The 12,384-nt window shown below is 53.6% G+C and carries 11 protein-coding genes; 6 read left to right on the top strand and 5 right to left on the bottom strand.

Features of this window, described 5'->3' with window-relative positions; genetic code table 11:
- Positions 1-84 precede the first annotated feature (84 nt).
- The gene (locus KCR01S_RS03390) at positions 85-1,062 is read left to right on the top strand and encodes an NAD(P)H-dependent flavin oxidoreductase (RefSeq protein WP_061279749.1); all 978 of its coding nucleotides are present in this window, start codon (positions 85-87) and stop codon (positions 1,060-1,062) included.
- Positions 1,063-1,204: 142 nt separating this feature from the next.
- Positions 1,205-1,330 carry a hypothetical protein gene (locus tag KCR01S_RS25765; protein ID WP_265094850.1) on the top strand — a complete coding sequence of 42 codons (126 nt, stop codon included), beginning with the start codon at positions 1,205-1,207 and terminating at the stop codon, positions 1,328-1,330.
- Positions 1,331-1,356: 26 nt separating this feature from the next.
- Here the strand turns inward: KCR01S_RS25765 and KCR01S_RS03385 are convergent, their stop codons facing one another.
- Positions 1,357-1,977: a LysE family translocator gene (locus KCR01S_RS03385; RefSeq protein ID WP_061279748.1), complete on the bottom strand. Its 621-nt coding sequence runs from the start codon at positions 1,975-1,977 to the stop codon at positions 1,357-1,359.
- Positions 1,978-2,118: 141 nt separating this feature from the next.
- Entirely contained in the window at positions 2,119-2,910 is a 792-nt protein-coding gene (locus KCR01S_RS03380) for a helix-turn-helix transcriptional regulator (RefSeq protein ID WP_061279747.1), read from the bottom strand.
- A gap of 102 nt (positions 2,911-3,012) precedes the next feature.
- On the opposite strand from KCR01S_RS03380, the gene KCR01S_RS03375 reads away from it, so the two are divergent.
- Positions 3,013-3,771, top strand: a complete 759-nt coding sequence (locus KCR01S_RS03375) for a class I SAM-dependent methyltransferase (protein ID WP_061279746.1) — start codon at positions 3,013-3,015, stop codon at positions 3,769-3,771.
- Positions 3,772-3,854: 83 nt separating this feature from the next.
- On the opposite strand, the gene KCR01S_RS03370 is transcribed toward KCR01S_RS03375, so the two are convergent.
- Positions 3,855-4,901, bottom strand: a complete 1,047-nt coding sequence (locus tag KCR01S_RS03370; RefSeq protein WP_061279745.1) for an NAD(P)-dependent alcohol dehydrogenase — start codon at positions 4,899-4,901, stop codon at positions 3,855-3,857.
- A 294-nt stretch (positions 4,902-5,195) separates the two neighbouring features.
- On the opposite strand from KCR01S_RS03370, the gene KCR01S_RS03365 reads away from it, so the two are divergent.
- Both KCR01S_RS03365 and KCR01S_RS03360 read left to right on the top strand, forming a co-directional pair.
- Positions 5,196-6,890 (top strand): NAD-dependent malic enzyme, encoded by a 1,695-nt coding sequence (locus KCR01S_RS03365; RefSeq protein WP_061279744.1) that lies wholly within the window; start codon positions 5,196-5,198, stop codon positions 6,888-6,890.
- 396 nt (positions 6,891-7,286) lie between these two features.
- Positions 7,287-8,999 carry an ATP-binding cassette domain-containing protein gene (locus KCR01S_RS03360; RefSeq protein WP_061279743.1) on the top strand — a complete coding sequence of 571 codons (1,713 nt, stop codon included), beginning with the start codon at positions 7,287-7,289 and terminating at the stop codon, positions 8,997-8,999.
- A 110-nt stretch (positions 9,000-9,109) separates the two neighbouring features.
- Here KCR01S_RS03360 and KCR01S_RS03355 read toward each other — a convergent pair whose 3' ends face one another.
- Positions 9,110-9,718: an inorganic diphosphatase gene (locus KCR01S_RS03355; RefSeq protein WP_061279742.1), complete on the bottom strand. Its 609-nt coding sequence runs from the start codon at positions 9,716-9,718 to the stop codon at positions 9,110-9,112.
- Positions 9,719-9,934: 216 nt separating this feature from the next.
- On the opposite strand from KCR01S_RS03355, the gene adhP reads away from it, so the two are divergent.
- Positions 9,935-10,945, top strand: coding sequence for an alcohol dehydrogenase AdhP (gene adhP / locus KCR01S_RS03350; RefSeq protein WP_061279741.1), 1,011 nt, complete (start codon positions 9,935-9,937; stop codon positions 10,943-10,945).
- Between the two features lie 41 nt (positions 10,946-10,986).
- Here adhP and araJ read toward each other — a convergent pair whose 3' ends face one another.
- A complete protein-coding gene (gene araJ, locus KCR01S_RS03345; protein WP_061279740.1) occupies positions 10,987-12,156 on the bottom strand; it encodes an MFS transporter AraJ in 1,170 nt (389 codons plus the stop codon).
- Positions 12,157-12,384 lie beyond the last annotated feature (228 nt).

Genomic DNA, 12,384 nt, shown 5'->3' with positions numbered 1-12,384 from the left:
ATTTTCACTATTTTTCTGAACAATCAGGAAGCCTACACTGCCCGCATTCCAGCATATCCCTGCTTGTAACAAGGAAATAACATTATGAAAAACAACCGTATTTGCCAGATTCTGGGTATTGAAAAACCCGTCATCCAAGGACCACTGTCCTGGCTCACCGACGCGCGTCTGGTGGCCGCGGTGAGCAACGCTGGCGGGCTGGGCGTTTTGGGGCCTAATGCCGGCTTAACCGCTGAAACCGCCGTATCGACGCCGGAAGCGACCGCTGAGAAAATGCGAGAAGAGATCCGTAAAACGAAAAAGCTGACGGAAAAACCTTTTGGCGTCAACCTGATCCCGACGCCAGAAAACGATATCTGGACGCCGCCTATTCTGAAAGTGATTAAAGAAGAAGGCGTCCATGCGGTGGTTTATACCGGCTATGGCGACGGGGCCATTATCCCGGCGCTGTTTGACGAGCTCAAAGCTGCTGGAATTATCATCATTTACCGTGATATCAATCCAACGCCGGCAAATACTCGCGAAGCCGAGCGTGCCGGGGCCGATATTATTGTCGCCACCGGGTTTGATGAAGGCGGTACGCTGCCGGGTAACGTACTGGGCACCTTTTCAATTGTCCCCATGATTGCCGATGCAGTGGTAAACGTACCGATCCTTGCGGCGGGCGGTATTGTCGATAAACGCACCGCCCGTGCGGCGCAGGTGCTGGGAGCCGAAGGCGTGTTTGCCGGTTCGGTATTTATCAGCACGGAAGAAAGCCGAGTGCCGCAGTCCATTAAAGAGAAAATTGTCGCCGCTAACGGGCTGGATCTGAACCTGTTCCGCACCCTGCCCGATTTCTATCGTTCATTGCCGGGAAAACTGACCAGCAAACTGGTGGCAATGGATAAAGCTGGCGCCAGCAAAGAGGAGATCGGCGGTGCTATGGGCGGCCTGCGTGGTCTGCGTCTTGGTATGCTGGAGGGCAATACCGATGAAGGCTATATCTCGCTGGGGACCGGGATTGGTGGTATTACCGCCATTACCTCGGTGGCAGAGGTTGTCGAGCAGTTAACCGCGTAACCGTTAACGGGCAGCTCCTGCTGCCCGTTATCATTATTTCGGGCAATACATTTCCCCGCGGCCAAAAATGCCAGTCTTCGGGCTAAGTGGTCACAGTTTGAGCGGCGTCGGGGCTGCCGTTCGGGCAGGACTGGGGATCACGATGCGCACGCGTATTGGTATGCCGCCAGATTTACTGACGGCGGGTCAATCTTTGCCGTCAGCGGGTGCGATGGGCATCATGTTAAAACAGCTGAGCACGGGGCAGATGGCGAGTCATTCTGCTTGAACAACTCATCACCGAGGCGCTGTTGGTTAGCGATGGCTTAACGCTAACCGCACGGCAAACAGCATAAAGACCCCGCCGGTAACCCGGTCCATCACTTGAACAAAACGGGGTTTACGCAGGAGCTGCGCGGCATAGCGGGTGGTGAGAATCAGAGTGACGGACCATGCCGTGCCGAGCGCGACGTGTATCGCCACTAAGATAAAGGTCCAGAGAATCGGTGAATGCCCGCTGGGAATAAACTGTGGTAGAAAGGAAACATAGAACACACCCATTTTTGGGTTCAGGGTGTTACTCAACAGACCACGCACAAAGCTATGATGGCCTCGTGCGCCTGCGGAGGGCTGGCCGACCACGGCTTGTGGTGGTTTTCGCAGTAACTGGATCCCTAGCCAGAAAAGATATCCCGCCCCGCACCATTTGAGCAGATCGTACAGCAACGCGGACGTCGCCAGTACGGCGCCAAGCCCAAAAGCAACCAGCGCGCCCCAGATAAAACAGCCGGTATCGATGCCCAATGCCGCCTGAAACGCCCTTTTCCCCCCTTCGGCCGTGGCGGTACGCAGGATCAGCGCGGTATCAAGTCCAGGAGTGAGCGTGAGGAGTAATGCGGCGAAAGAGAAAGCGAAAAGAGAATCAGCAACAGACATTTTCGAGCTCCGAAAGCGTGGATGCTATTGCAGAATTAACATGGATGCAACAAAAAATGATGACGGCACGGGGTTCGACGAATGAACCCTGTCGTTGGTGGAGGCGAGTATTTATCGAATAATTAGTGACACTGTCACTGATTATGGGTGCGTCTCTTCCGGAAGCAGCATAATCATTTTTAGTGCCCGGTTGCTGGTGAGCTGCCAGCTTAACTGGCGGTATACCAGGTCGCCTTGTACATCATGGTGGAACAGTCGTTCGCCGCCTTCGCGGACAATCACCTGCTGCTGCGACCAGAATTCGCGGAAGTCAGCACTGCTTTCACTCATCTGCTGTACGAAGGTGTTCAAAAGCGAGTCGTTTGGATAGTGCACAGCATCGGCCCGTAGTTCAGCGACAATTCGCCTTGCTCGCGCTTCCCAGTTATCAACCAGTTTACGCGCCAGCGGGTGCTCAAACATAAAGCGCATCATATTGGGGGCGTTGTCCACATCCAGCCAACCGGCAAACAGCGCCTCGGCCCCTTTGTTCCAGGACAACACCTGCCAGGTGAGATCTAATAAATAACAGGGTTGTGAGACGTTATTCACCGTAGCCAGAATTGCCGGTTCAACGGCGGGTACCTGCTCGTTGAGTGGGTCGCTCTTATGCGCCAGCAGAAACAGATATTCACGCTCGGCGGAAGTTAATTTCAGCGCGGAGGCGATCCCCGACAGCGTTTGTGCCGAGACGGTAATATCGCGCCCCTGCTCAAGCCAGGTATACCAGGTGGTGCTGATAGCGCTCATCTGCGCGACTTCTTCGCGGCGCAACCCTTTGGTTCTTCGGCGAGAGATAATTGGGATCCCCAGCATTTCCGGTGATGTATTTTCCCGCTTCACGCGTAAAAAAGCGCCCAGTGCTTCTGGCCCCGTCAGTCCTGATTTGTCCATGGTAGTAATTCTTTATACCAGTATAAATGCCCATATTGTACCCGTATTAATCTGATCGTATAGTCCGATTTAACAACACAATAACAATAGAGGAAGACAGGAATGAGCAACCATCATGAAGCATTAGTACAGTCTCAGTTTAGCGGTCAGGCATCGGCCTATTTGCAGAGCAGCGTTCATGCCCAGGGGGCAGATTTGCGCCGCTTGAGCGAATGGTTAGCGGACGATAAGGCTGCCCGTCTGTTGGACGTTGGCTGCGGTGCCGGGCATGCCAGTTTCACCGCCGCCCCATTGGTGGCTGAAGTTACCGCCTATGACTTGTCCGAGGGGATGTTGACGGTGGTCGCCGAGGAGGCGAAAAAGCGCGGTATTAGCAATATTACCTGTGTACAGGGGCCAGCCGAAGTACTGCCCTTTGCCGATCACCATTTCGATATCGTTATCAGCCGTTATTCCGCTCACCACTGGCATGATATTCAGGCGGCATTGATGGAAATTCGCCGCGTTCTTAAACCGGGCGGTCGTTTTATCATGATGGATATCGCCTCACCGGGAAAAGCCATTCTCGATGTCTGGCTGCAAACCGTGGAAATGTTGCGCGACCCTTCGCATATCCATAACTATTCACAGGGACAGTGGCTGTCGATGGTCAACCATCGCGGGATGGTGGTTGAAAAGCTGGTTGGCGACAAGCTGCACCTGGAATTCAGCTCCTGGGTGGCGCGAATGAAAACGCCAGAAAACATTGTTGAGGCCATTCGCTATCTGCAAAGTAAAGTCTCCGACGACGTCAGAACGCACTTTGCGATTGCAGATGATGGTAGTTTCGTGAGTGATACCATCATGTTTGAAGCTCGATAAAGACAAATGCCGCGACGCCGGATAACCCGGCGTCAGCGATACTCTGCTCAATAAGAAGTGACAGTGTCACTACGTGCGTTTGTTTAATCGACCAACGAGGCCATATCAATGACAAATCGATACTTCACATCACTTTTCAGCATTCGCGCAAATGCAGCATTGATATTCTGAATATCAATAACTTCAACATCCGCGGCAATCCCATGCTGCCCGCAGAAATCGAGCATTTCCTGGGTTTCCGCTATGCCGCCAATGCAAGAACCGGCGATCGACCGGCGACCTAAGAGCAGCGGTACGGTGCTAAATTGCGGCGCATCCCCCACCAGACCGACGAAGACCAGCGTGCCATCGAGGGTTAAGGTCGACAGATAGGGATTGATTTCATGCACATATGGAACGGTATCAATAATCAAATCGAATTGATTTTGCACCTGCGCCATTTGCGCCTCGTCGGTAGACACCACCACGTGGGAGGCTCCCAGACGTCTGGCATCGGCCTCTTTACCCGGCGATCGGGTGAATAGCGTTACTTCCGCTCCGAGCGCGTTTGCCAGTTTGATAGCCATGTGCCCTAACCCACCCAGCCCGATGACGGCCACTTTACTGTTTGCATCAACCTGCCAGTGCCGCAGCGGCGACCAAGTGGTGATACCAGCGCACAACAAGGGCGCCGCACCTTGTAAATCGAGGTTTTTCGGTACGTGCAGCACAAAGTCCTGACTGGCGACAATCGACTGGGAATACCCGCCGTAGGTGGTGGAGCGATCGTGACGATCCTGGCCGTTATAGGTTTGAATATTTCCCTCTTCGCAATATTGCTCAAGCCCATGCTGACACGGCTGGCAAACGCGACAAGAGTCAACCATACAACCAATCGCGGCGAGATCGCCGGCTTTAAATTTGCTGACTTCACTGCCGACGGTACGAACCCGCCCGACAATCTCATGTCCAGGAACAATCGGATAGGTGCTAAAACCCCAGTCGTTGCGCGCCTGATGAAGGTCGGAGTGGCAAACGCCGCAATAGAGGATATCGATAACCACGTCATCCGCTCTCGGCTCACGGCGTTCAAAGGAAAAAGGAGCCAGCGGCGCTGACGGATTTGTGGCTGCATAACCTAAAATTTTCATGACGTTACCTCGCACTTCTGGTTTAACTTTCAGCTAAAACACGCTACAGCACATTGTTTGCCGAAACTATGCCCGCTCATGCAATACCGTCATGAGCTTAGTTCATGAATAGCCGCAGGCGACCGGCAGCGCACAAAGGGTTAAGGTGGCGAAAAAATCAGCGACCGCACGCTTTTTTGCGCCCTTACCCCCAATTTGTCACCATCATGTTAATCGTTGCTCTATAATCTTGCGCGCTGCAGTTTCTGCCAGCCCATCGCGGGGTCTGGAATGAAGACAACGGAGTTACGTAAGATGTTATCAGGTAATAAAAATCGTTCCCTTTATATCCCCTATGCGGGGCCGGTTCTGTTGGAATTTCCTCTGCTTAATAAAGGCAGTGCGTTCAGCATGGAAGAACGCAGCAATTTCAATCTGCTCGGGCTATTGCCTGAAGTGGTTGAAACAATTGAAGAACAGGCCGAGCGCGCCTGGATCCAGTATCAGGGATTTAAAACTGAGATCGATAAACATATCTACCTGCGCAATATTCAGGACACCAACGAAACGTTGTTCTACCGACTGGTAGAAAATCATCTTGATGAGATGATGCCGGTCATCTATACCCCGACCGTTGGCGCAGCCTGCGAGCGTTTCTCCGAGATCTACCGTCGCGCGCGCGGCGTCTTCATCTCGTATCAGAATCGTCACAATATGGACGATATTCTGCAAAACGTGCCAAACCATAACATCAAAGTCATTGTGGTGACCGACGGTGAACGCATTCTCGGCCTGGGCGACCAGGGCATTGGCGGCATGGGGATTCCTATCGGGAAACTGTCGCTGTACACCGCCTGTGGTGGTATTAGTCCGGCGTATACTCTGCCGGTGGTTCTCGATGTCGGCACCAATAATCAGCAACTGCTGAACGACCCGCTGTATATGGGATGTCGTAACCCGCGTATTAGCGATGACGAGTACTATCAGTTTGTTGATGACTTCATCCAGGCGGTAAAACACCGCTGGCCGAACGTGCTGTTACAGTTTGAAGACTTCGCACAGAAAAACGCGATGCCGCTGCTGAATCGCTATCGCGACGAAATCTGCTGCTTTAACGATGATATTCAAGGCACGGCAGCCGTTACGGTGGGTACGCTGATTGCCGCTAGCCGCGCCGCAGGCAGCCAGCTTAGCGAACAAAAAATTGTCTTCCTCGGGGCCGGTTCGGCCGGTTGTGGTATCGCCGAACAGATCGTCTTGCAGATGCAGCGCGAAGGATTGAGCGAAGAACAGGCACGCGGCCGCGTCTTTATGGTCGACCGTTTCGGCTTGCTGACCGACCAGATGCCGAACCTCCTCGCTTTCCAGACTAAACTGGCTCAGAAGCAGGAAAAAATTCAGGACTGGACGCATGAGAATGACGAAATCTCCCTGCTGGATGTCATTCGCAATGCGAAACCCGATATCCTGATCGGTGTTTCTGGCCAGACCGGGCTCTTCACCGAAGAGATTATTCGTGAAATGCATGCCCATTGCCCACGCCCTATCGTTATGCCGCTGTCGAACCCGACATCTCGCGTAGAGGCGACACCGCAGGACATCATCAGTTGGACAGACGGTCAGGCGCTGGTTGCGACCGGCAGCCCGTTTGCGCCAGTCGTCTGGAAAGACACGGTCTATCCGATTGCACAGTGCAATAACTCCTACATCTTCCCTGGCATTGGTTTGGGTGTGATTGCCTCCGGCGCGTCTCGTATCACCGATGAAATGCTAATGTCAGCCAGTGAAACGTTGGCGAAACACTCCCCGCTGGCCAACACCGGTGAAGGTCTGGTGCTGCCGGAGCTGAAGGATATTCACAAGGTTTCCCGCGCGATTGCTTTTGCCGTTGGCAAAATGGCGCAACAGCAGGGGGTAGCGACCAATACCTCTGCAGATGCGCTGCAAGAAGCCATTGATGAAAACTTCTGGCAGCCGGAATACCGTAGCTATCGTCGAACCTCGATTTAATCCTGCCAAAGCCCTGTGGTTTGTCCGTAACTGGCACTTCACAGGGCTACTCAACCCTATTTTGCACGTTGTTCCAGACCTGCTTATTGATGATCATTATAATGTATGTTGTAACTAATGATTTATTCACTGGCGGAATGTTAATCACCACGCTACACTCTTTTCACTTTGCAACCTGACCATGAAATAAGGAGGCTAATTATGCAGTATTGTGAAAATTTTAATATTTCACATACTCTTGGTGATCGCACCAGCTCAAGCGTTATCGATATCGTGCTGCGATAACTTCGGCTTGAGCGAAGACACCGACACTTAATCCCTTCCCTCGGGCTTACCAGGTTATCGTCAGCGATGTTTGACGAGGCATTTTCATGCCTGTAACTCTTGAGTAAGCAAATGAGCACATTACTAACGGCACAATCTCTTCACGTTGAGACGGCATTCGGCCCTCTTTTCACCCAACTCTCCTTTACCCTGAAAAAAGGCGACCGTATTGGCCTGATTGGCTACAACGGCTGCGGAAAAAGTACTCTGCTGCAGGTCCTTGACGGCACGATCGCCCCCTCTTCGGGCCAGGTTTCACTCGCCAGTCATTGTCTGATGGCGCGTGTGGAACAGCATTTACCTTCGGCGCTGTTAACGCAGCCGCTTATCGAGGCGGTACTGGCGCAATTGCCAACCGCTGCGCGTGCGAGTCAGCGCTGGCAGGCCGAACGACTATTACTGGAGATGGGATTTATCGTTGATGAGATTGGGCAAACGGCCTCAACCCTTAGCGGCGGCCAGCACACGCGCTTGCTGTTAGCCCGCGCGCTAATATTACAGCCGGACCTGCTGCTTCTGGATGAGCCCGGTAACCACCTCGATCTGCCGACGCTTCTGTGGCTGGAAAGCTTCCTGAATAGCTGGAACGGCAGTTTTGTCCTGGTCTCGCATGACAATCCACTGCTGGACGCCGTGACCAATACCAGTTGGATCCTACGCGATAGCAGTCTACACACCTTCGCTCTGCCCTGCACCGCGGCTCGTCAGGCGTTAGTCGCACAGGACGAAAGCGACGCGCTGCGTCATAAAGCCGAGCAAAAGGAGATCGACCGCGTCACCGCCAGTGCCAAACGGCTGGCCACCTGGGGACGGGTGTACGACAACGAAGATCTCTCGCGTAAAGCCAAGCAGATGGAAAAACAGGTCACGCGATTAAAAGAGAACCAAACTGAGCTGACCAACGGTACGCCGTGGACGTTGGCAATGCAGGGTGACGCGCTGCGTGCGGACAGACTGCTCGAACTGGATCAATTAGCGGTACCCCCGGCTCCGGGCCTGCCGCCGCTTTTCACCACCGGTGTGGCGCGTCTGCAAAGCGGCGATCGGGTGGCGATTATGGGCCGCAATGGCGGCGGGAAATCCTCTTTGCTGCGGTTGTTATGGCAACAGCTGCAACAACCCGTTCCGGACGCCGGATTACGTCTCCACCCGCGACTGCATGCGGGCTATTACGACCAAACGCTGCATCAGTTGGCTGATAACGATACCCTGCTTGACGCACTCGAGGGTTTTTCCCCGTCAACGGAAATCCGTAAACGGGCGCTCATTTCCGCCGGTTTTGGTTGGGCGAGACACGGGCAAAAAGTGAATACGCTTAGCGGTGGTGAGCGTTCACGCTTGCTGTTTGTCGGGCTTTCACTTGCTCGTTATAGCCTGTTATTGCTTGATGAACCGACCAACCATCTGGATATGGAAGGTAAAGAAGCGCTGGCAAAGACGCTAGAAGAATATCCCGGCGGGTTGCTGCTGGTGAGCCACGACCGCCAGTTGATTAGCCAAAGCTGTAACCGTTTTTGGCTGATTGATGACAGTGGGCTCAGCGAGTGGCCGGATGCCGATGCCGTGTATGCGCAAATCCGGAACCACGACCGCCCTGAAGCAGGACGCCAGGCGGTAACAGAAACACCACAAATAGCGACGGATGATGACGAACTGCTGGAACGGCTCGTCATGCTGGAACAGCGACTTGCGCAAGATTTGGCGCGAAAACCGAAGCATCAAAAGCCGCAGTTGCAGCAACAGTGGCAGGAGGAGATCGCTCAGATTAATCAGCAATTAGGCTAGCGCTCCGCTAAACAACCGCTATCCGGGGAATCGGGTTTCCATAATGGATAGCGGTTGTGATTATCACTGCACAATAGCCCGGCTGTAGATAACAAACGCCGGGCTATTTCTTAAAGCTGTGGTTGCGGGTGTTTTTCTTTCCACGCATCCCAGGCCTGTTTGATTTCCTGTTTTGCCGCAGCGGCATCGTTGAAACCGCTAAGTTCTACGCTTTTGCGCCCGGCGGGTAGCTGCTTATAAACGCGGAAAAAGGCTTCCAGACGCTCCTGCTCTATTTTCGGCAAGTCACTGATGTTCTTGATTTCATCATAGGTTGGGTCAATTTTACTCGCCGGCACAGCGATGATTTTGTCATCTTTTTCACCCCCGTCGACCATTTTCAGCACGCCAATCGCCCGCAGTTTTATCAACGTACCGGGTGCCATCGGCGCACGGGTATAAAACACCACGTCCAGCGGGTCGCCATCACCGGCCAGCGACTGGGTCAATGAGCCGTAGTTTGCCGGATAGGCCACCGGCATAGACTGAAAACGGTCTGCAATAATAAACCCGGTTTTGGCGTCGGTTTCATATTTGATGATCCCACCTGCCGGAATTTCGGTGACCGCATAAAACTCTTCCGGATTATTCTCCGGCTGCGGGAACTCAAGTACGTTATGGGCCTGAACAGTGGCCGAGAAGGCCAGGCTTACCGCGAGGATTGTTTTTACCAGATGCATTGTGTTGTCGCTCTATTGTTATCAGAAATAAGAACGACACGGTAGAGTTTGCAGTTGAACGGAAGATGACCATTTAATGGCACTTTTATGAACGCTTAACACTAGAGAACTGAAAAACCACCAGATTCTTCACCCTTCCCGCCTTGCAATTTCAGTGTTAATGACTATTCATTAATGAGTATTATTATCAAATACATATAAACCAGGAGTAAGGTTATGAAGGCTGCTGTAGTCACTCACGATCATCAGGTCAACGTTACCGATAAAAAACTGCGCCCTCTGCAGCACGGTGAAGCCCTGTTAAAAATGGAGTGTTGTGGTGTCTGTCACACCGACCTGCACGTGAAAAACGGCGATTTCGGTGATAAGACCGGGGTTATCCTCGGCCACGAAGGCGTCGGCATCGTTAAGGAAGTCGGCCCAGGCGTAACCTCGTTGAAAGTTGGCGACCGTGCCAGCGTGGCATGGTTCTTCCAGGGCTGCGGCCACTGCGAATACTGTAACAGCGGCAACGAAACCCTGTGCCGCTCGGTTATCAATGCCGGCTACACTGCCGATGGCGGGATGGCTGAAGAGTGCATCGTGACCGCAGATTATTCAGTGAAAGTCCCGGATGGCCTCGACTCCGCCGCGGCCAGCAGCATCACCTGCGCGGGCGTGACCACCTATAAAGCGGTGAAAATCTCCAACATCAAACCCGGCCAATGGATTGCCATCTACGGCCTCGGCGGCCTGGGCAACCTGGCGCTGCAGTACGCGAAAAACGTCTTCAATGCCAAAGTCATCGCCCTGGACGTGAACGATGCACAGCTGAAGCTGGCGCAAGAGATGGGTGCCGATCTGGTGATCAATTCCCGTAGTGAAGATGCCGCGAAAATCGTGCAGGAAAAAACCGGTGGCGCCCACGCTGCTGTGGTAACCGCTGTGGCGAAAGCCGCATTTAACTCTGCCGTTGACGCCGTTCGCGCCGGTGGCCGCGTGGTTGCCGTTGGCCTGCCGCCGGAATCCATGAGCCTGGATATTCCGCGTCTGGTACTGGATGGCATTGAAGTGGTGGGTTCGCTCGTGGGTACCCGCCAGGACCTGACCGAAGCGTTCCAGTTTGCTGCTGAAGGCAAAGTCGTGCCGAAAGTCACGATGCGTCCGCTGGAAGACATCAACGCTATCTTTAAAGAGATGGAACAAGGCCAGATCCGTGGCCGTATGGTGATTGATTTACGCCATTAATGTTCTGAGCCTCTCCCTGCCGGGAGAGGCTTTTTCTGTCTTCAACCACCAGCAGCCAATACAAGCTGACGTTGCTGATAGCGCGCATAAATCAGTAATGAGGTCATCGCCAGGAATGACAGCGCCGCAGCCGGCAGAGCCACGGTATTCCAGCCAAAATTCAGCGTAATCATCAGACCACCAAAGAACGCGCCAATCGCGCTCCCGAGGTTAAAAGCAATCTGTCCCCCCGCCGCCCCGAGCATTTCACCGCCCTTCGCATTTTGCAGCAGCAAAATTTGCAGCGGTGCCGACAGCGCAAAAAGCCCAGCACAGCAGATAAACGCCAGCGTCAGCGAAGCAATCTTCATCCCACCGAGCAGGAAAATCAGCAGCAGCGCCGCGACAATCACACCATCGGTGGTGGCCGCAATCCGCAGCGGACTGTAGCGGCCAGAGAGTTTACCGCTGAGAATATTGCCGAGCACCATCCCGAGCCCTGCCAGCATCATGATGAACATGATGGCCCCTTCGGAAAATCCGGAGACGTTCATCATAAACGGCTTGATATAGCTAAACCACGCGAACACCCCGGCGTTACCGAACATGGTGGCGGCAAAAATCAGCCACGGCGCCGGGCTTTTCAGGAAATGAAACTGCTCGCGCAGACGAGCATCGGATTTGTCAAACAGGGTCGGCACCCAGGCAATGATCGCCACCAGCACCGCGGCGTCAAACAGCGCAATCGCCAGAAACGTATAGCGCCAGCTAAACTGATGGCCTAGCCACGTTCCAGCCGGCACCCCGACCAAATTGGCCACCGTCATCCCGGCAATCATCCCCGCCACAGCCGCAGTCACCCTACCCGGCGGCGCGATCTTCGACAGAATAATGGCGCCAACACCAAAAAAGGCCCCGTGCGGAAAACCCGAAATCAGTCGGCCAATCGCCAGCATGAGATAGCTTGAAGAGACGGTGAACACAACGTTGCCCAGCACACAGAGCGCGGCCAACAGCAGCATGATGGATTTCAGAGAGAAGCGCGTAGAAAACAGCGCAATGATCGGCGCGCCAATCACCACGCCAAAGGCATACCACGAGATCATGTTGCCGGCCGCCGGGATCGAAATCCCCACATCGCGCGCCAGTTCTGGCAGAACGCCCATAATGCCAAATTCGGCCATCCCCAGACCAAAAGTACCCAGCGCCAGTGCGAAAATTGTTTTTTTCATCCCTCTAATCACTTGTTTATGTTGCCTTTGCGGGACGGCATTATTGACCATTCGCTGAGCACAGACCAGTCAAAATCGCCCAACGGCGGGATTATCCATGAAAACAGCGCAATTGATTCATACTGCGGTAAAGGTTGGCTCACGTGTTTGTCCGTAGCTTATACCGACGCCGATCAAGCGTCATTGCGGCGCTTGATACACTGCTCACCAATAGCAAACTTTCACTTC

Source organism: Kluyvera cryocrescens NBRC 102467, from assembly GCF_001571285.1.
Taxonomy (GTDB): domain Bacteria; phylum Pseudomonadota; class Gammaproteobacteria; order Enterobacterales; family Enterobacteriaceae; genus Kluyvera; species Kluyvera cryocrescens.
This window is presented reverse-complemented; position numbering and strand designations above follow the sequence as displayed.

Coding starts and splice junctions, on each gene's coding strand:
- KCR01S_RS03390 (WP_061279749.1), top strand. CDS start 85: ATGAAAAACAACCGTATTTGCCAGATTCTGGGTATTGAAAAACCCGTC.
- KCR01S_RS25765 (WP_265094850.1), top strand. CDS start 1,205: ATGCGCACGCGTATTGGTATGCCGCCAGATTTACTGACGGCGGGTCAA.
- KCR01S_RS03385 (WP_061279748.1), bottom strand. CDS start 1,977: ATGTCTGTTGCTGATTCTCTTTTCGCTTTCTCTTTCGCCGCATTACTC.
- KCR01S_RS03380 (WP_061279747.1), bottom strand. CDS start 2,910: ATGGACAAATCAGGACTGACGGGGCCAGAAGCACTGGGCGCTTTTTTA.
- KCR01S_RS03375 (WP_061279746.1), top strand. CDS start 3,013: ATGAGCAACCATCATGAAGCATTAGTACAGTCTCAGTTTAGCGGTCAG.
- KCR01S_RS03370 (WP_061279745.1), bottom strand. CDS start 4,901: ATGAAAATTTTAGGTTATGCAGCCACAAATCCGTCAGCGCCGCTGGCT.
- KCR01S_RS03365 (WP_061279744.1), top strand. CDS start 5,196: ATGTTATCAGGTAATAAAAATCGTTCCCTTTATATCCCCTATGCGGGG.
- KCR01S_RS03360 (WP_061279743.1), top strand. CDS start 7,287: ATGAGCACATTACTAACGGCACAATCTCTTCACGTTGAGACGGCATTC.
- KCR01S_RS03355 (WP_061279742.1), bottom strand. CDS start 9,718: ATGCATCTGGTAAAAACAATCCTCGCGGTAAGCCTGGCCTTCTCGGCC.
- adhP (WP_061279741.1), top strand. CDS start 9,935: ATGAAGGCTGCTGTAGTCACTCACGATCATCAGGTCAACGTTACCGAT.
- araJ (WP_061279740.1), bottom strand. CDS start 12,156: ATGAAAAAAACAATTTTCGCACTGGCGCTGGGTACTTTTGGTCTGGGG.